The organism is Piscinibacter sp. XHJ-5 (assembly GCF_029855045.1).
Classification (GTDB): Bacteria; Pseudomonadota; Gammaproteobacteria; order Burkholderiales; family Burkholderiaceae_C; genus Albitalea.
Window position 1 is genome coordinate 4,478,824 of record NZ_CP123228.1, and the last position, 17,746, is coordinate 4,496,569.

The window sequence follows — 17,746 nt, forward strand, 5'->3', positions numbered from 1 at the left end:
GTTGGCGTCAAACGCGATGGAGATCGAACTGGGCCTTCTCGCCCTTGCCGTAGACCTTGAGGGCACCCTTCTCGCCCACGGCGTTGGGCCGCTGGAAGATCCAGTTCTGCCAGGCCGTGAGGCGTCCGAAGATGCGGGTGGCCATGTTCTCCTTGCCGGCGAAGCGCAGGTTGGCCTCCATGCCGGTGAGCGCATCGGGCGACATGCTGGCGCGCTCCTCGATGGCGATGCGGATCTCGTCGTCCCAGTCGATGTCGTCGGGGGCGGCGGTGACCAGGCCGAGCGCGTGCGCCTCGTCGGCGTCCAGCGGCTTGCCGGCGGCCGCGCGCGCGGCCTCGAGCGGCCCCTCTTCCTCGTAGAAGCGGCGCGCCAGCCGCGACTGGTCGGTCACCAGCGGCAGCGCGCCGAAGTTCATCTCGCCCAGCGTGAGCCGCGGCGCCCGCTCGGGCTCGTCGGGCAGCGCGAGCATGTAGGCGCGGTCCGCGGCGAAGGCCAGCTCGGCCAGCGTGCCGGCGAAGCACGAGCCCGGCTCGACCAGCGCGAACAAGCTGCGCGACGACACGTCGAGCCGCGCGAAGGTGCGGCGCAGGGCACCTATCGTCTCGCGCACGAACCAGTGCGCGCGATGCGCCAGCAGGGTCGCATCGGCGGCCAGCACCGCGGCGGCATCGCCTTCGGTCTTCAGCAGCCAGGTGCCGATGTCGAGCTCGTTGGTGCGCATGGACAGGATGGCGTCGTCGAGCTGGCGCGCCATCGCGAGCGGCCACCACGACGCGCCGGCGGCCTCGATGCCGGCGATGTCGGCGGGCTGCGCAGCGGCGGGCGCCTTCACCGTGAACGTCGCCGTTCGCCGGGCGCGGTCGATGTCGACGCGGACATGTTCGTAGCGCAGGCCGTCGGCCGTCTCTTCGCGCTCGATGCGCGGCAGCGCCACGCCCTGGGCGCCGGCGGGACGGTCGCTGCCGGCCGCCAGCCGCTTCGCGCGCTCCTGCACGAAGGCGCCGAACTGCGCCGGCTTCACCGCCGCGTCGACCAGGCGCCATTCGACGGCGCGCTGGCCGCGCACGCCTTCGACGCTGGTGCAGAAGATGTCGGCGAGGTCATGGCGCACGCGGCGCTTGTCGGTGACCCGCGTGAGGCCGCCGGTGCCCGGCAGCACGCCCAGCAGCGGCACCTCGGGCAGCGAGACCGAGGAGGAGCGGTCGTCGACCAGCACGATGTCGTCGCAGGCGAGCGCGAGCTCGTAGCCGCCGCCCGCGCAGGCGCCGTTGACCGCGGCGATGAACTTGAGGCCGGAGTGCCTGGACGAGTCCTCGATGCCGTTGCGGGTCTCGTTGGTGAACTTGCAGAAGTTCACCTTCCACGCGTGGCTCGACAGGCCAAGCATGAAGATGTTGGCGCCCGAGCAGAAGATGCGGTCCTTCATGCTGGTGACGATCACCGAGCGCACGCCCGGGTGCTCGAAGCGGATGCGATTGAGCGCATCGTGCAGCTCGATGTCGACCCCGAGGTCGTAGCTGTTGAGCTTGAGCTTGTAGCCGGGACGCAGGCCGCCGTCCTCGGCGATGTCCAGCGCCAGCCGGGCGACATCGCCTTCGACACTGAGCTTCCAGTGCCGGTAGGAGGAAGGATCGGTGCGGTAGTCAACGCGGGGGCTGGGATCGGTCACGGGGGTCTCCAGTAGGAACTATGTTGCGTCAGCGGTCAATGCATCATAGTGCACTCTTTGATGAGAATCAACACAAACATGCACAAAAGTTCATGTCAACGGAAGACGAGGCTCCAGTGTGATCCTCAAACCGGCAAGCCGATGGCCTGCCGCACGCCGGCCCGCAGGAGGACATAGGTTTCGTCCAGCGGCTGCCGGCTGGTGTCCAGCGTCAGGTCGGCCTTGGAGTAGAAGGCGGCCCGGCCGGCCAGGATGCGGCGCAGGTCCTCCATCGCCTCGTGGCTGGCCGCCATCGGCCGCAGGTCGCCCTGGCCGGCGACCCGCCCCATGTGATCCTCCGGATCTGCCTGCAGCCAGACGGTGGTGCAGTGGCTCAGCAGCTCGTTGAAGGTGGCCGGCTCCGACACCAGCCCGCCGGGCGTCGCCAGCACGAGGTCCGGGTAGATCTGCAGCACCTCCTCCAGCGCCCGGCGCTCGTAGCGGCGGTAGGCGGTCGGGCCGTACAGGTCCTGGATCTCCCGGATGCTGTAGCCGGCGACGCGCTCGATCTCGGCGCTCAGCTCGATGAACGGCACGTTGAGGTCGTCGGCCAGCATGTGGCCCAGGGTGGACTTGCCGGCACCGCGCAGGCCGATCAGCGCGATGCGGCGGCTCTTGGCGCGGCGGTCGCCGCCGGTGCCGACCGTCTCGCCGATGGCCAGGCGGGCGCGCCGCAGATCCGCCTCGCCGCGGTGCTCGAGCAGCTCGCGGATCAGCAGCCACTCGGCCGACCCGGTGGTGACGTCGCCGATCAGCTCGGCCACCGGGCACTGCAGCGCCCGCGCGATCTGGTCGAGGATGAGCAGCGACGGATTGCCGGTGCCGTGCTCCAGGTTCGCGAGGTAGCGCTCCGAGACATCGGCGGCCTGCGCGACCGCCTTGCGCGTGAGGCCGCGCCGCGAGCGCAGCGTGCGCAGGCGCTCGCCGAATGCGACCAGCAGCGGGCTGCGCTCCTCGATCTCCAGGTCGGCGGCCAGGTTTCGATCGTTCAAGAGGTGCTCCCTCCGGGCTTACCCGATACATGAATTATAGTGCTTGACACTTTGATTCAGGACAACTACTGTTCATCCGCTGCACGATAGTGCACACACCCGGCTTGCGCAACCTCGCATCCCCTTTCACCGTTCTTCCGCATCCGTCATGACCACGCAAGAGCAGTTTCGCGGCCTGATTGCCGAGCTGACCGGCCGCATCGGCGAGCGTCCGCTGGATCGCCATCTCGAGACCTGGCTGAACGAGCACCACGGGCCCGGCAGCCCCACTTACGCGGCGCTGAAGCAGGCCTGTGTCGACGGCGTGGCCCAGGGCTGGATGTGCGAGCGCGAAGGCGGCGGCATCCGCTACGGGCGCGTGCTCAAGGCCGCCGACGACCTGCACCGCTATTCGGTGGACGTGGTGGACATGAAGGACGTGGTCGGCCCGCACCACCGCCATCCGCAAGGCGAGATCGACCTGGTGATGCCGCTCGAAGGCGACGCCTGCTTCGACGGGCGCCACGCCGGCTGGTGCGTCTACCCGCCGGACAGCGCGCACCGGCCCACCGTCACCGGCGGCCGCGCGCTCGTCCTCTACCTCCTGCCCGAGGGGCAGATCGACTTCACGAGATGACCCACCCATGAGCGAGCTCCTCCCGAACCATCTCGCCGGACAGTGGCAGGCCGGCCACGGCGCCGGCACGCCGCTCGTCGACCCGGTGCTCGGCACCGAGCTGGTCCGCGTCGATGCCGCGGGCCTGGACCTGTCCGCCGCGTTCGCCCATTCCCGCGACCACGGCGGCGCGGCGCTGCGCGCCCTGTCGTACCGCGAGCGCGGCCAGCTGCTGGCCGCCATCGTCCAGGTGCTGCAACGCCACCGCGATGCCTACTACGAGATCGCCACCGCCAACAGCGGCACGGTGAAGAACGACTCGGCGGTCGACATCGACGGGGCGATCTACACCGTGGGCCACTACGCCAGGCTGGGCGACACGCTGGGCGACCGCCGCCACCTCGTGGACGGCGACGCGGTGCGCCTCGGCAAGGACCCGCTGTTCCAGTCGCAGCACGTGCTGACCCCGACACGCGGTGTGGCGCTGTTGATCAACGCCTTCAACTTCCCGGCCTGGGGGCTGTGGGAGAAGGCCGCACCCGCCCTGCTGTCGGGCGTGCCGGTCGTCGTCAAGCCGGCGACGGCAACGGCCTGGCTCACGCAGCGCATGGTCAAGGACGTCGTCGACGCGGGCGTGCTGCCCGCAGGCGCCCTGTCGGTCGTGTGCGGCCGCTCCGACGGCCTGCTCGATGCGCTGCAGCCCTTCGACGTGCTGTCGTTCACCGGCTCGGCGCAGACCGCGCAGACGATCCGCTCGCATGCAGCCGTCACGCAACGCTCGGTGCGCGTCAACATCGAGGCCGACAGCCTGAACTGCGCCGTGCTGCTGCCCGGCGAGGTGACCGGCGGCGAAGCCTTCGACCTCCTGGTGAAGGAGGCGGCGCGCGAGATGACGGTCAAGTCGGGGCAGAAGTGCACCGCGATCCGCCGCATCTTCGTGCCGCAGGCGCTCTACGACGCCGCTGCCGAAGCACTGCGCGCGCGGCTGGCCAGGACCACGGTCGGCAATCCGCGCAACGACAGCGTGCGCATGGGCGCGCTGGTGAGCCGATCGCAGCTCGAGTCGGTGCGCGAAGGGCTGGCGCAGCTCGCCACGCAGGCCGAGGTTCTTCACGACGGGGCCGGTCACCCGCTGGTCGACGCCGATCCGCAGATCGCCTGCTGCATCGGCCCGACGCTGTTCGGCGCCCGCAACGGCGACCGTGCCGACCGCGTCCACGACACCGAAGTGTTCGGCCCCGTGGCCACGCTGGTGCCCTACCGCGACAGCGCGCATGCGTTGGCGCTGGTGCGCCGCGGACAAGGCTCGCTGGTCGCTTCGCTCTACGGCAGCGACCCCGCGGCGCTGGCCGCTGCGGCACTCGAGCTGTCGGACAGCCATGGCCGCGTGCACGTCGTCTCGCCCGATGTCGCAGCCGCCCACACCGGTCACGGCAACGTGATGCCGCAATCGCTGCACGGCGGACCAGGACGCGCCGGAGGCGGCGAGGAGCTGGGCGGCGCGCGGGCCTTGACCTTCTACCACCGCCGCAGCGCCGTCCAGGCGAGCACGGCGGTCCTGGCCGCGCTGTAGCCGCCGCCGGCACCCGAGGAGACATCACCGTGACCGACGAACCGCAGGTTCGGGCGCCGAGCTCGCCCTTCAACTTCGCCCAGCACCTGATCGAGCTCAATGCCGCGCGCCCGGAGAAGATCGCCTACGTCGACGACGACGGCCGCCTGAGCTACGGCGAGCTGGCCGACCGCGTGCGCCGGATGGCCGCCGCGCTGCAGGCCGCCGGCGTGCGCCGTGAGGAACGCGTGCTGCTGCTGATGCACGACTGCACCGACTGGCCGGTCGCCTTCCTCGGCGCGATGTATGCCGGCATCGTGCCGGTGGCGGTGAACACATTGCTCACCGCCGACGACTACGCCTACATGCTGCAGGACAGCCGCGCGCAGGCCGCGCTGGTGTCGGCGGCGCTGCTGCCGGTGCTGCAGGCCGCGATGGCGCAGGCCCCGCACGAGGTGAGGACGCTGATCGTCTCGCGCGCCGCCGAGCCGGTCGCGCCGGGCGTGCACGACCTGGACGAACTGGTCGCGCGCCACGAGCCGCTTGCCGAGCCGGCGCGCACCGCGCCGGACGAGCACGGCTTCTGGCTCTATTCGTCCGGCTCGACCGGGCGGCCGAAGGGCACGGTCCACACGCACGCCAGTCCGTACTGGACGGCCGAGCTCTTCGGCAAGGCGGTGCTCGGCCTTCGCGAAAGCGACATCTGCTTCTCGGCGGCCAAGCTGTACTTCGCCTACGGACTCGGCAACGCGCTGACCTTCCCGCTGAGCGTGGGTGCCACCGTCGTGCTGATGGCAGGGCGACCGACGCCCGAGGCGATCTTCAGCCGCTGGACAGGGGAGCAGCCCACGGTGTTCTTCGGTGCCCCCACCGGCTACGCCGGCATGCTCGCCCACCCTGCCCTGCCCGCGCGCTCGCAGGTGGCGCTGCGGCTCGCGTCCTCGGCCGGCGAGGCGCTGCCGGCGGAGATCGGCCAGCGCTTCACCGAGCACTTCGGCGTCGAGATCATCGACGGCATCGGCTCCACCGAGATGCTGCACGTCTACCTGTCGAACCGGCCCGGCCGGGTGCGCTACGGCACCACCGGCTGGCCGGTCCCCGGCTACCTCATCGAGCTGCGCGACGACGACGGGCGGCCGGTCGCCGACGGCGAGCCCGGAGACCTGTACGTCAACGGCCCGAGCGCGGCGCTGATGTACTGGGGCCAGCGCGAGAAGTCGCGCGCCACCTTCCACGGCGGATGGACCAAGAGCGGCGACAAGTACATCCGCAACGCGGACGGCAGCTACACCTACGCCGGCCGCAGTGACGACATGCTGAAGGTGAGCGGCATCTACGTCTCGCCGTTCGAGGTGGAGGCGACGCTGGTCCGCCATGCGGCCGTGCTGGAAGCGGCGGTGATCGGCGTGCCCGATGCGGAGGGCCTGACGAAGACGAAGGCCTTCGTCGTGCTCAAGCCGGGGCAGCGCACCGACGAGGCCGAGCTCAAGGCCTTCGTGAAGGAGCGGCTGGCGCCCTACAAGTACCCGCGCTTCATCGAGTTCGTCGACGAGCTGCCCAAGACGGCGACCGGCAAGATCCAGCGTTTCAAGCTGCGCGAGCGCGAGGCGGCCCGATGATCCGGTGGGCCGAAATCGATTGGGCGGGCCGGCGCGTGCGCATCGAGCACGACTGGATCGCGCCCGAGCGCGCCGGATCGCCGCTGATCGTCTTTCTGCACGAGGGCCTGGGCTCGCTGGCCATGTGGAAGGACTTCCCGCAGCAGCTCTGCGATGCCGTGTCCTGCCGCGGGCTGGTGTATTCACGGCCGGGCTACGGGCGCTCCACGCCACGTTCGGCCGAGGAGTCGTGGGACCTGGACTTCATGCACCGCCAGGCCCACGACGTGCTGCCGGCCCTGCTGCACGCGCTGGCCATCGACACGCGCTCGGAACGCCTCTGGCTCTTCGGCCACAGCGACGGCGGCTCCATCGCCTTGCTGCATGCCGCCCGCTTCACGCAGGAGATCGCGGGCGCCATCGTGGTGGCGCCGCACATCGTGGTCGAGGACCTGTCGGTGGAGAGCATCGCCAAGGCGCGCGAAGCCTATCTGTCGACCGACCTCAGGCAGCGACTCGCGCGCTACCACGACGACCCCGATTCCGCCTTCTGGGGCTGGAACGACATCTGGCTGCACCCGCCGTTTCGCGCGTGGTCGATCGAGGACGAGATCGCGGCCATCCGCTGCCCGCTGCTCGCGGTGCAAGGCGTCGACGACGAATACGGCACGCTGGAGCAGATCCGCGGCATCGCGCGCCGCGTGCCGCACGCCAAGCTGCTCGAGCTGCCGCAATGCGGACATTCACCGCACCGCGACCAACCCGAACGCCTGATCCAGGCGGTCACCGATTTCGTTCATCGACACCAAGGAGACACACCATGACGTTCTTCCGGCTCGCCTTCGCCGCGGCTCTCGCCGCGGGCACGACGGCATCGGCCTTCGCGCAGGCCACCGACAGGATCAAGGTCGGCCTGATGCTGCCCTACACCGGCACCTACGCGTCGCTGGGCACGGCCATCGAGAACGGCTTCCGCCTGTACCTCGACGAGAACGGCGGCAAGCTGGCCGGCAAGACGGTCGAGTTCTTCAAGGTCGACGACGAGTCCGATCCCGCCAAGGCGGTCGACAACACCAACAAGCTGGTAAAGCGCGACAACGTCGACGTGCTGGTCGGCACCGTGCACTCCGGGGTGGCGATGGCGATGGCCAAGGTCGCGCGCGAGACGCAGACGCTGCTCATCGTTCCCAACGCCGGCGCGGACGCGATCACCGGCCCGATGTGCGCGCCCAACATCTTCCGCACTTCCTTCTCCAACTGGCAGCCTGCCTACGCGATGGGCCTGGTGGCCGCCGAGCAGCAGAAGCACAAGACCGCGGTGACCATCACCTGGAAGTACGCCGCGGGCGACGAGTCGGCCAAGGGCTTCAAGGAAGGCTTCGAGTCCAAGGGCGGCAAGGTGGTCAAGGAGCTGTCGCTGCCCTTCCCCAACGTCGAGTTCCAGGCGCTGCTCACCGAGATCGCGGCCGCCAAGCCGGACGCGGTGTACGCGTTCTTCGCCGGCGGCGGCGCAGTGAAGTTCGTCAAGGACTACGCCGGCGCGGGCCTCAAATCGAAGATCCCGCTGTACGGCCCCGGCTTCCTCACCGACGGCACGCTGGAGGCGCAAGGCGATGCCGCCAGCGGCATGCTGACCACGCTGCACTACGGCGACGACCTCGCGCAGCCCAAGGACAAGCAGTTCCGCCTGAACTACGCGAAGGCCTACAAGCTGCAGCCCGACGTGTACGCGGTGCAGGGCTACGACGCGGCCCAGCTCCTGGCCGCCGGCCTCGCGGCCGCGCAAGGCGACATCAAGAAGCGCGACGCGGTCGTGCGCGGCATGGAGCAGGCCAGGCTCGACAGCCCGCGCGGCGCGCTCGCCATGTCCAAGGCGCACAACCCGGTACAGGACGTCTACCTGCGCAAGGTGGAAGGCCACGCCAACAAGACGATCGGCGTGGCGGTGAAGCAGCTGGCGGATCCGGCGCGCGGCTGCAAGCTCGGCACCTGAACGGCGCGATGCCAAGCGCACTGCCCCCTCTCCCGCCGCGGGAGAGGGCCGGGATGAGGGTTGGCGCCTCTGACCCTCATCCGCCGCCTTCCGGTGCTGATCACGGCCTGCGAGACCTCCACCCATGGACCTTGCCACCTTCCTCATCCAGTGCCTGAACTCGCTGCAGTACGGGCTGCTGCTGTTCCTCGTCGCCTCGGGCCTCACGCTGATCTTCGGGATCATGGGCGTGATCAACCTGGCGCACGGCAGCTTCTACATGATCGGCGCCTACATGGCGCATGCGCTCGCGCCGCCAGTCGCCGCCACCTTCGGCGGCGGCTTCTTCGCGGTGCTGGCCGTGGGCACGGTGCTCGCGGTCGTGCTGGGCTACGTGCTCGAGTGGGCCTTCTTCAGCTTTCTCTACGGCCGCGAGCACCTGCAGCAGGTGCTGATGACCTACGGGCTCATCCTGGTCTTCGAGGAGCTGCGCAGCCTGCTGCTCGGCGACGACGTGCACGGCGTGCAGGCCCCGCCCTCGCTGGCGGGCAGCCTGCCGCTCGGCGAGCTGATGACCTACCCGGTCTACCGGCTGTTCATCTCGGGGGTGTGCGTGGCGCTGGCCCTGGGCATGTACTTCGTGTTCACCCGCACCCGCATCGGCATGATGATCCGCGCCGGCAGCGCCAACCGAGAGATGGTGCAGTCGCTGGGCATCGACATCCAGTTCCTCTACCGCGTGGTGTTCGCCGCCGGCGTGGCCATCGCCGTGTTCGCCGGCATGGTCGCCGCGCCGGTGTCGTCGGTGTACCCCGGCATGGGCAACTCGGTGCTCATCGTGTGCTTCGTCGTGGTCGTGATCGGCGGCATCGGCTCCATCCGCGGCGCGCTGCTCGCCGCGCTGCTGATCGGGGCGGTCGACACCTTCGGCAAGGTGCTGCTGCCGCAGGCGGCCGGCGTGCTGGTCTATGTCCTCATGGCGCTGATCCTGCTGTGGAAGCCGGACGGTCTCTTCAAGGCGGGGTGACGGCAATGCATCGTTCGCGATTCCTCTTTCCCGTGCTCGCCTTCGGCGCGCTGGCGCTGTATCCACTGGCCGGCGGCGGCTTCGGCATCGACCTGGTCACCAAGATCATGGTCTACGCCATCTTCGCGCTCAGCCTGGAGCTGCTCGCGGGCACGACCGGGCTGGTGTCGTTCGGCCATGCGGCGTTCTTCGGCATAGGCGCCTACGCGGCGGTGATGCTGTCGCCCCAGAGCGGGCCGGCCTCGGCGCTGTGGCTCGCACCGGCGTGCATGCTCGCCGCCGCCGGCTATGCGCTGGCCGTCGGCGCGCTGTCGCTGCGCACCAAGGGCGTGTACTTCATCATGGTGACGCTGGCCTTCGCGCAGATGGCGTACTACGTGGTGCACGACACGCCCTTCGGCGGCGGCACCGACGGCATCTACCTCACGCTCAAGCCCACGCTCGCCGGCCTGGATCTCGACCAGGCGCTGCTGCTCTACGGCTTCACGCTGGGCTGCCTGATGCTCGTCTTCGCGCTGCTCGCGCTGCTGCTGCGCTCGACCTTCGGTCGGGCGCTCGCCGGCATCCGCGTCAACGAGCAGCGCATGCGCGCCACCGGCTTCTCGACCTATCCGTACAAGCTGGCGGCGTTCGTGCTGTCGGGCGCGATCGCGGGCCTGGCGGGCTTCCTGTTCGCGGTGAAGGACGGCTTCGTGAATCCCGAGATGATGGGCTGGCACCTGTCGGGCGCGGTGCTGATCATGATCATCCTCGGCGGCCTGGGGCACCTCGAGGGCGCGCTGATCGGCGCCTTCGCCTTCGCGCTGCTGCAGGAGCTGTTCAAGTCGGAGGCGGTGTTCGGCGCCTTCGCCAAGCACTGGCAGCTCGGACTGGGCCTGGCGATCATCGCCTGCGTCGCCCTGCTGCCGCGAGGACTGATCGGCGTGCCCGAGCTGCTGCGCGAGCGGCTGGTCGGCCGCCGCAACGGCGCACGTGCCGCCGCGGAGGTTCAACATGAGCTCGCCTGACATCCTGCTTCGCGGCCGGGACATCACCCGCCGCTGGGGCGGCCTCGTCGCGGTGGACCGCGTCTCGCTGGAGCTGGCGCGCGGCACGGTGCACGCGGTCATCGGCACCAACGGCGCGGGCAAGTCGACGCTGATCAACATGCTGTCGGGCGAGATCCCGCCGTCGTCGGGCAGCGTCGAGTTGCTGGGACACGACGTGACGGGGTGGACGCAGCCGCGGCGCGCGCGCGCCGGCCTCGGTCGCAGCTACCAGCGCAACACGATCTACCCGACCTTCTCGGTGCTCGAGAACTGCCGGCTGGCGGCGCAGGCGCGCCACCAGCGGCCGTGGCACTGGTGGCAGGACGCGGGTCGCCATGCGCCCACGCTGGAGGCCGCGCGAAACGCCGCCTCGCGCGCCGGTCTCGACGAGGTGCTCGAGCGCACGGCCGGGCTGCTCTCGCACGGCCAGAAGCGCCAGCTCGAGATCGCGATGTGCCTGGCCACCGAGCCGCAGGTGCTGCTGCTGGACGAGCCGCTCGCCGGCATGGGGCCCGAGGAGACCGAGCGCATGCTCGCGCTGCTCGATGCGCTCAGGCCGGGGCACGCCATCCTGCTGGTGGAGCACGACATGGACGCGGTGTTCCGCATCGCCGACCGCATCACCGTGATGGTCAACGGGGCGGTCATCGCCTCGGATGCACCCGACGCGGTGCGCAGCAACCGCGACGTGCAGGCCGCGTACCTGGGAGGCCATTGAGATGAAGACCCGTCCCGCCGGTCCCGCCCACCGTGCTGCCGCCTTGCTCGAAGCCGAAGCGGTGCACGCCTGGTACGGCTCCAGCCACGTGCTGCACGGCATCGACCTGCAGATCGCGCGCGGCCAGACCATCGGCCTGCTCGGCCGCAACGGCATGGGCAAGAGCACGCTGATCCGCACGCTGCTTGGCCACGTGACCCAGCGCGAAGGCCGCATCGCCGTGCGCGGCCACGACGTCTCTCGCGCGCGGCCGCACGACGTCGCCCGCCTGGGCGTGGCCTACGTGCCTGAGGGCCGCGGCGTGTTCCCCAACCTGTCGGTGCGCGAGAACCTGGTGATGGCCGCGCGCCGCGGCGCCGACGGCCGCAACGACTGGTCCCTGGAGCGCGTGCTGGCCACCTTCCCGCGGCTCGCCGAGCGCCTGCAGAACCTGGGCGCGCAGCTGTCCGGCGGCGAGCAGCAGATGCTGTCGATCGGCAGGGCGCTGATGACGCACCCCGACCTCGTCATCCTCGACGAAGCAACCGAAGGCCTGGCGCCGCTGATCGTGGCCGACATCTGGCGCGTCATCGGCGAGATCCGCGAGAGCGGCATCGCGACGCTCATCGTCGATCGCGACTATCGAAAGGTGCTGGCGCACGCCGACCGCGCGCTGGTGCTGCAGAAGGGTCGCGTGGTGCTGGACGGCGCGGCGGCGGAGGTGGCGGCCAGTGCGGCGCTGGTGGGATTCCTGGGGCTTTGAGGGGTGTGCGCCTACCCGGCGAACGCCTCCTGGACATCCAGCAAGCGTCCCGTCTCCGCCGCGTCATACCCTTCCAGCGCCGACAGCGACCGCTTCAGCGCGGGTGAGCGCAGCAGCTGAAGGACGCCCTGCATGGCCGGCTGCTCGGCCGATGCCGCGCGGAAGGCGAAGAAGTAGCGCTCCTGCAGCAGCGGCAGGAAGCGCAGGCCGAAGCGCATGGCAGCGGTCTGCACGCCGATGCCGACATCGGCCATGCCGCTCGCGATGAAGGCCGCGACGGCCGCGTGCGTGAACTCCGCGCTGTCGAAGCCGTTGACCTCCTGCGGGCGGATGCCCGCTTGCGCGAGCAGCAGTTCGGTCAGCATGCGCGTGCCCGACCCCTCGGGCCGGTTGACGAAGCGCAGCTCGGGCCGCCGCAGGTCGGCGATGCCGCGGATCCGCTTCGGGTTGCCGGGCGCGACGAACAATCCCTGCGTGCGCGTGGCCAGGTGCACCAGCCGATGCTCGCCGGGGCGCAGCCACGGGCTGTAGCGCTCCACCGCCGGCGCCTGGAACCGTCCCAGCGGGACGTGAAAGCCGGCCAGGTCGCATTCGTCGCGCGACAAGGCGCCCACCGATTCGAAGCTGTTGCGGTAGCGCAGCTCGATGGGCATGCGCGCCGTCTTCACGTGCTCCATCAGCTCCGCCACTGCAAATCCGTGGCTGGCATGCAGGCGCAGCGCCGGCGCCTGCCGCGGCAGCACGCGGTCGATCTCGTTCTGGATCTCCGAGGCCAGTGACTCGAGCTGCGGCGTGAGCCGGGCCAGGATGCGCCGGTCGGCCCAGACCAGCTTGTCGCCGAGCGTCGTCAGCGTGGAGCCGCGACCCCGGCCGGCATGGATGAGCGGCGAGCCGAAGAGCGCTTCGGCCGCCTTGATGCGGCCCCACGCGTTGCGGTACGACAGACCCACGCTGCGCGCCGCCTGTGCGATGCCGCCGGTGTCCTGCACGGCAGACAGCAAGGCCAGCAGGGCACGTGCGTCGAGTGCCGATTCGCCCGGCGGGCCGAGTTCCCAGGCCGGCGAGATGCGGATCACGGGCATGGCAGGTCGACCGGGTTAATAGGCATCCTCGTGCATATATGGTCGGAACGCAGCGTCTATCTTTGCCGGACACGGGCCTCCGCCCAATAGGCACTGTACGACATATTTATCGACCATGAACGCCGTCATCCCGATTCGCAGCGTCGCCACCCCGAAACGCCGGCCCCGCATGCGCGCCCCCGAGGTGTCCGCCGAGGCGCTCGCCGCCGTGCAGTCGTGCCTGGGCGAACTGCCGCTGCGTCGCGACCTGCTCATCGAGCTGCTGCATGCGGTCAACGACCGCTTCGGCCAGCTGCGCACCGATCACCTTGCCGCGCTGGCGCAGCTGCTGAAGCTGGCGCCATCGCAGGTGTACGAGGTCGCGAGCTTCTATCACCACTTCGAGGTCGTGCGCGAAGCCGACGGCGCCTTTCCCGCGCCGCCCAGGCTGACCGTCCGCGTGTGCGACGGCCTTGCCTGCGAGATGGCCGGCGCGGCCGAGCTGCTGCAGCAGCTGCCGCGCATCCTGGCGGCCGACGTGCGCGTGATCGCCGCGCCGTGCATAGGGCGCTGCGAACAGGCGCCGGCGGTGGCGGTGCAGCATTTCCCGCTGGCCGGCGCGTCGGTGAAATCGGTGGTCGAAGCGGTCGAGCAGGGCCTCCGCCACCCCGAGCCCGCCGATGCGATCGATCGCGCGGCCTATGTCGCCGGCGGCGGCTACCGCCTGCTGCAGGCCTGCGTCGAAGGCGCCAAGCCGCTCGGGGAGGTGCTGGCGCAGCTCGAGCAGTCGGGCCTGCGCGGCCTCGGCGGCGCGGGCTTTCCGGCAGGGCGCAAGTGGCGCATCGTGCGCGACCAGCCGGGCCCGCGCCTGATGGCGGTGAACATCGACGAAGGCGAGCCCGGCACCTTCAAGGACCGCACCTACCTCGAGCGCGATCCGCACCGCTTTCTCGAGGGCATGCTGATCGCCGCCTGGGCCGTCGGCATCGAGGCGATCTACATCTACCTGCGCGACGAATACCACGGCTGCCGCGCCCTGCTGGAGCGCGAGCTCGCCGGCCTGCGCGCAGACCCGCCCGCGGCCGGCCTGCCGCGCATCGAGCTGCGCCGCGGCGCCGGCGCGTACATCTGCGGCGAAGAGTCCGCGATGATCGAGTCGATCGAGGGCAGGCGCGGCATGCCCCGCCTGCGCCCGCCCTACGTGGCCCAGGTCGGCCTGTTCGGGCGCCCCACGCTCGAGCACAACTTCGAGACCCTGTACTGGGTGCGCGACATCGTCGAGCGCGGCGCCGACTGGTTCGCCGGCCACGGCCGGCACGGCCGCAAGGGCCTGCGCTCGTTCAGCGTGTCGGGCCGGGTCAAGGTCCCCGGGGTGCACCTGGCGCCCGCGGGCATCACCGTGCGCGAGCTGATCGACGAGTTCTGCGGCGGCATGCTCGAAGGACACGAGTTGCGCGCCTACCTGCCCGGAGGCGCCTCGGGCGGCATCCTGCCGGCGCGGCTGGCCGACGTGCCGCTGGACTTCGACACGCTGCAGCCGCACGGCTGCTTCATCGGATCGGCCGCCGTGATCGTGCTCAGCCAGCACGACGACATCCTCGATGCCGCGCGCAACCTGATGCGCTTCTTCGAGCACGAAAGCTGCGGCCAGTGCACGCCGTGCCGCAGCGGCACGGCCAAGGTCAACGAGCTCATCGCCACCGACCGCTGGGACACCGCGCTGCTGGGCGAGCTGTCGCAGGTGATGCGCGACGCGTCGATCTGCGGCCTGGGCCAGGCCGCGCCCAACCCCATCGATTGCGTGATCCGCTATTTCCCCGAGGAGCTGAGCCGATGAACAAGAGCGTCGCACCCGAGATCGCGATCGAGTTCACGCTCGATGGCCGACCGGCATCCGCCCTGCGAGGCGAGACGGTGCTGCAGGCCGCGCGCCGCGCCGGCCTGGACATCCCGCGCCTGTGCCACCACGACGACCTCACGCCGGCAGGCAACTGCAGGGCCTGCGTGGTGGAAGTCGACGGAGAGCGCGCGCTGGCGGCATCGTGCTGCCGCGCCGTGGCGCCCGGCATGGCGGTGCGCACTGACAGCGAGCGCGCCACCAAGGCGCGCGCCATGGTGGTGGAGCTGCTGCTGAGCGACGCCGGCGCCACCGAACGCCACAAGCCCGATTCCGAACTCGCGTCGTGGTCGCGCCGCCTCGGTGTGCGGGCCGGCCGGCTGCCGGCGCGCGGCCCGGCCTACGCCGCGCCCGACACCAGCCATGCCGCGATCGAGGTGAACCTCGACGCCTGCATCCAGTGCACGCGCTGCCTGCGGGCCTGCCGCGACGTGCAGGGCAACGACGTCATCGGCCTGTCGCTGCGCGGCAGCCACGCGATGATCAGCTTCGACGCCGGCGATCCGCTCGGCGGGTCCAGCTGCGTGGCCTGCGGCGAGTGCGTGCAGGCCTGTCCGACGGGCGCGCTGGCGCCGGCCGCGGGCGCCGGGCGCGCCGACATCGCCAAGACCGTCGACTCGGTCTGCCCTTACTGCGGGGTCGGCTGCCAGCTCACCTGGCACGTGGGCAGCGACGACGCCGGCGCCGAGCGCATCCGCTTCGTCACCGGCCGCGACGGCCCGGCCAACCACAAGCGCCTGTGCGTCAAGGGACGCTACGGGTTCGACTACGTGCACAGCCCCGCGCGCCTCACCGTCCCGCTGGTGCGCCGCGACGGCGTGGCCAAGGACCCGGCGGACATCGAGGCGGTGAAGAGCGGAAGCAAGCGGCTCGACGAGCTGTTCCGCGAGGCGACGTGGGACGAGGCACTGGCGCTCGCGGCGGACGGGCTGCGCCGCATCCGCGACGGCGCCGCGGACGGCTTCGGCTCGGCACTGGCCGGATTCGGCTCGGCCAAGGGCAGCAACGAGGAGGCCTACCTCTTCCAGAAGCTGGTGCGCCAGGTGCTGCACAGCAGCCACGTCGACCACTGCACGCGGCTGTGCCATGCGAGCTCGGTGGCCGCACTGCTCGAGGGCATCGGCTCGGGCGCGGTGAGCAACCCGGTGTCGGACGTGGCGCACGCCGAGGTGATCTTCCTGATCGGCGCCAATCCGGTGGTCAACCACCCGGTCGCCGCCACATGGATCAAGAACGCGGTGGACCGCGGCGCCACCCTCATCGTGGCCGATCCGCGCCGCAGCGCGCTGACGCGGCGCGCGAAATGGCACCTCGCCTTCCGGCCCGACACCGACGTGGCGCTGCTCAACGCCCTGCTGCACACCATCATCGACGAAGGCCTGGTCGACGAGGACTTCGTCGCGCGGCGCGTCAACGGCTTCGACGCCGTGAAGGCCGCGGTCGCCGAAGCGACGCCCGAGCGCATGAGCGAGATCTGCGGCATCGACGCCGGCACGCTGCGCGCGGTGGCGCGCACCTTCGCCCGCTCGAAGGCCTCGATGATCCTCTGGGGGATGGGCATCAGCCAGCACGTGCACGGCACCGACAACGCGCGGGCGCTCATCGCCCTGTCGCTGATCAGCGGCCAGATCGGCCGGCCCGGCACCGGCCTGCATCCGCTGCGCGGGCAGAACAACGTTCAGGGGGCGAGCGATGCCGGCCTCATCCCCATGATGCTGCCGAACTACCAGCGCGTGAGCAACGACGTCGCGCGCCGGCAGTTCGAGGCGCTGTGGGGCGTGGCGCTCGACGCGCGATCGGGCCTCACCGTGGTGGAGATCATGCATGCCGTGGACGAGGGTCGCATCCGAGGGCTCTACGTCGAAGGCGAGAACCCGGCCATGAGCGACCCCGATGTCAACCATGCCCGCGCGGCGATGGCGAGGCTGGAGCATCTCGTGGTGCAGGACATCTTCGCCACCGAGACGGCGATGCTCGCCGACGTCATCCTGCCCGCCTCGGCGCAGCCGGAGAAATGGGGCACCTACACCAACACGGACCGGCTGATCCAGGCCGGGCGACCCGCGGTCGCGCCGCCGGGGTCGGCGAAGCAGGACCTGTGGGTCATCGAGCAGATCGGCCGCCGGCTGGGCGCCGACTGGCGCTACTGGCGCGAAGAGGACGGCGACGGGCACGCGGCCGCCGAAGCACCGGTGGCGCGCGTGTACGAAGAGCTGCGCGCGGTGATGGACCCACTGCGCGGCGTTCCGTGGGAGCGGCTGTCGCACGAGGACGCGGTGGTCACGCCGGCCGCGAGCCGCGAAGCGCCCGGGCAGGCCATCGTCTTCGTCGACCGCTTCCCGACGGCAGACGGCAAGGCGACGCTGGTGCCGACGCAATTCCGACCCGGACCCGAGCGGACCGACGGCGACTATCCGCTCATCCTCACGACCGGCCGGGTGCTGGAGCACTGGCACACGGGCGCCATGACGCGCCACTCGGATGTGCTGGACACGATCACGCCGCAGGCGCTGGCAACGCTTCACCCGGACGACGCGAGCGGGCTCGCGGTGAACGACGGCGCGACGGTCGAGCTTCGCAGCCGCCACGGCGTCGTTTACGCGACGGCCCGCGTGAGCACGGAGGTGCAGCGCGGCCAGGTGTTCATTCCCTTCGCCTTCTGGGAAGCCGCGGCCAACAAGCTCACGGGCAGCGCCGTCGACGAAGTCGCCAAGATCCCCGGCTTCAAGGTGACGGCGGTGCAGGTGCGCGCGTCGGCGCCGATTCCGTGAATTGCTGCGTGACGGACCACACGCCGGCCCGATCTGGCTGGTCGAACGCGCTGTCGCCGTGATCGGCGCGGCGATAAGGTGTGTC

Annotated in this window: 14 protein-coding genes; 11 read left to right on the forward strand and 3 right to left on the reverse strand. The window is 70.6% G+C overall.

The window, feature by feature from the left end; genetic code table 11:
- Positions 1-7 precede the first annotated feature (7 nt).
- The gene (gene boxC / locus P7V53_RS21150) at positions 8-1,669 is read right to left on the reverse strand and encodes a 2,3-epoxybenzoyl-CoA dihydrolase (RefSeq protein WP_280151487.1); all 1,662 of its coding nucleotides are present in this window, start codon (positions 1,667-1,669) and stop codon (positions 8-10) included.
- Positions 1,670-1,794: 125 nt separating this feature from the next.
- Complete coding sequence (locus P7V53_RS21155) at positions 1,795-2,700, reverse strand: helix-turn-helix transcriptional regulator (RefSeq protein WP_280151488.1); 906 nt, start codon at positions 2,698-2,700, stop codon at positions 1,795-1,797.
- A 148-nt stretch (positions 2,701-2,848) separates the two neighbouring features.
- Here P7V53_RS21155 and P7V53_RS21160 point away from each other — a divergent pair, with 148 nt between their 5' ends.
- From P7V53_RS21160 to P7V53_RS21200, 9 genes are all read left to right on the forward strand, one after another.
- On the forward strand, positions 2,849-3,316 hold the full coding sequence (locus tag P7V53_RS21160; protein WP_280151489.1) for a DUF4863 family protein: 468 nt from the start codon (positions 2,849-2,851) through the stop codon (positions 3,314-3,316).
- 7 nt (positions 3,317-3,323) lie between these two features.
- Entirely contained in the window at positions 3,324-4,868 is a 1,545-nt protein-coding gene (locus P7V53_RS21165) for a 3,4-dehydroadipyl-CoA semialdehyde dehydrogenase (protein WP_280151490.1), read from the forward strand.
- Positions 4,869-4,897: 29 nt separating this feature from the next.
- The gene (locus P7V53_RS21170) at positions 4,898-6,466 is read left to right on the forward strand and encodes a benzoate-CoA ligase family protein (RefSeq protein ID WP_280151491.1); all 1,569 of its coding nucleotides are present in this window, start codon (positions 4,898-4,900) and stop codon (positions 6,464-6,466) included.
- Positions 6,463-7,269 carry an alpha/beta hydrolase gene (locus P7V53_RS21175; protein ID WP_280151492.1) on the forward strand — a complete coding sequence of 269 codons (807 nt, stop codon included), beginning with the start codon at positions 6,463-6,465 and terminating at the stop codon, positions 7,267-7,269. Before P7V53_RS21170 ends, P7V53_RS21175 begins: the two co-directional genes overlap by 4 nt.
- On the forward strand, positions 7,266-8,438 hold the full coding sequence (locus P7V53_RS21180) for an ABC transporter substrate-binding protein (protein ID WP_280151493.1): 1,173 nt from the start codon (positions 7,266-7,268) through the stop codon (positions 8,436-8,438). Before P7V53_RS21175 ends, P7V53_RS21180 begins: the two co-directional genes overlap by 4 nt.
- Before the next feature lie 124 nt (positions 8,439-8,562).
- Complete coding sequence (locus P7V53_RS21185) at positions 8,563-9,444, forward strand: branched-chain amino acid ABC transporter permease (protein WP_280151494.1); 882 nt, start codon at positions 8,563-8,565, stop codon at positions 9,442-9,444.
- A gap of 5 nt (positions 9,445-9,449) precedes the next feature.
- Entirely contained in the window at positions 9,450-10,451 is a 1,002-nt protein-coding gene (locus P7V53_RS21190) for a branched-chain amino acid ABC transporter permease (protein WP_280151495.1), read from the forward strand.
- The gene (locus P7V53_RS21195) at positions 10,438-11,190 is read left to right on the forward strand and encodes an ABC transporter ATP-binding protein (RefSeq protein ID WP_280151496.1); all 753 of its coding nucleotides are present in this window, start codon (positions 10,438-10,440) and stop codon (positions 11,188-11,190) included. Before P7V53_RS21190 ends, P7V53_RS21195 begins: the two co-directional genes overlap by 14 nt.
- A gap of 1 nt (position 11,191) precedes the next feature.
- On the forward strand, positions 11,192-11,932 hold the full coding sequence (locus P7V53_RS21200; RefSeq protein WP_280151497.1) for an ABC transporter ATP-binding protein: 741 nt from the start codon (positions 11,192-11,194) through the stop codon (positions 11,930-11,932).
- An 11-nt stretch (positions 11,933-11,943) separates the two neighbouring features.
- Here P7V53_RS21200 and P7V53_RS21205 read toward each other — a convergent pair whose 3' ends face one another.
- Positions 11,944-13,014: a substrate-binding domain-containing protein gene (locus tag P7V53_RS21205; protein ID WP_280151498.1), complete on the reverse strand. Its 1,071-nt coding sequence runs from the start codon at positions 13,012-13,014 to the stop codon at positions 11,944-11,946.
- 115 nt (positions 13,015-13,129) lie between these two features.
- On the opposite strand from P7V53_RS21205, the gene P7V53_RS21210 reads away from it, so the two are divergent.
- On the forward strand, positions 13,130-14,830 hold the full coding sequence (locus tag P7V53_RS21210) for an NADH-ubiquinone oxidoreductase-F iron-sulfur binding region domain-containing protein (protein WP_280151499.1): 1,701 nt from the start codon (positions 13,130-13,132) through the stop codon (positions 14,828-14,830).
- On the forward strand, positions 14,827-17,661 hold the full coding sequence (gene fdhF, locus P7V53_RS21215; RefSeq protein WP_280151500.1) for a formate dehydrogenase subunit alpha: 2,835 nt from the start codon (positions 14,827-14,829) through the stop codon (positions 17,659-17,661). The genes P7V53_RS21210 and fdhF overlap by 4 nt, the downstream gene beginning before the upstream one ends.
- Positions 17,662-17,746 lie beyond the last annotated feature (85 nt).

Excerpts from the sequence above, each read along its gene's own strand:
- P7V53_RS21210 (WP_280151499.1), top strand. The coding sequence starts at position 13,130 with ATGAACGCCGTCATCCCGATTCGCAGCGTCGCCACCCCGAAACGCCGG.
- P7V53_RS21160 (WP_280151489.1), top strand. The coding sequence starts at position 2,849 with ATGACCACGCAAGAGCAGTTTCGCGGCCTGATTGCCGAGCTGACCGGC.
- P7V53_RS21175 (WP_280151492.1), top strand. The coding sequence starts at position 6,463 with ATGATCCGGTGGGCCGAAATCGATTGGGCGGGCCGGCGCGTGCGCATC.
- P7V53_RS21205 (WP_280151498.1), bottom strand. The coding sequence starts at position 13,014 with ATGCCCGTGATCCGCATCTCGCCGGCCTGGGAACTCGGCCCGCCGGGC.
- P7V53_RS21165 (WP_280151490.1), top strand. The coding sequence starts at position 3,324 with ATGAGCGAGCTCCTCCCGAACCATCTCGCCGGACAGTGGCAGGCCGGC.
- fdhF (WP_280151500.1), top strand. The coding sequence starts at position 14,827 with ATGAACAAGAGCGTCGCACCCGAGATCGCGATCGAGTTCACGCTCGAT.
- P7V53_RS21195 (WP_280151496.1), top strand. The coding sequence starts at position 10,438 with ATGAGCTCGCCTGACATCCTGCTTCGCGGCCGGGACATCACCCGCCGC.
- P7V53_RS21190 (WP_280151495.1), top strand. The coding sequence starts at position 9,450 with ATGCATCGTTCGCGATTCCTCTTTCCCGTGCTCGCCTTCGGCGCGCTG.
- P7V53_RS21180 (WP_280151493.1), top strand. The coding sequence starts at position 7,266 with ATGACGTTCTTCCGGCTCGCCTTCGCCGCGGCTCTCGCCGCGGGCACG.
- P7V53_RS21200 (WP_280151497.1), top strand. The coding sequence starts at position 11,192 with ATGAAGACCCGTCCCGCCGGTCCCGCCCACCGTGCTGCCGCCTTGCTC.
- P7V53_RS21185 (WP_280151494.1), top strand. The coding sequence starts at position 8,563 with ATGGACCTTGCCACCTTCCTCATCCAGTGCCTGAACTCGCTGCAGTAC.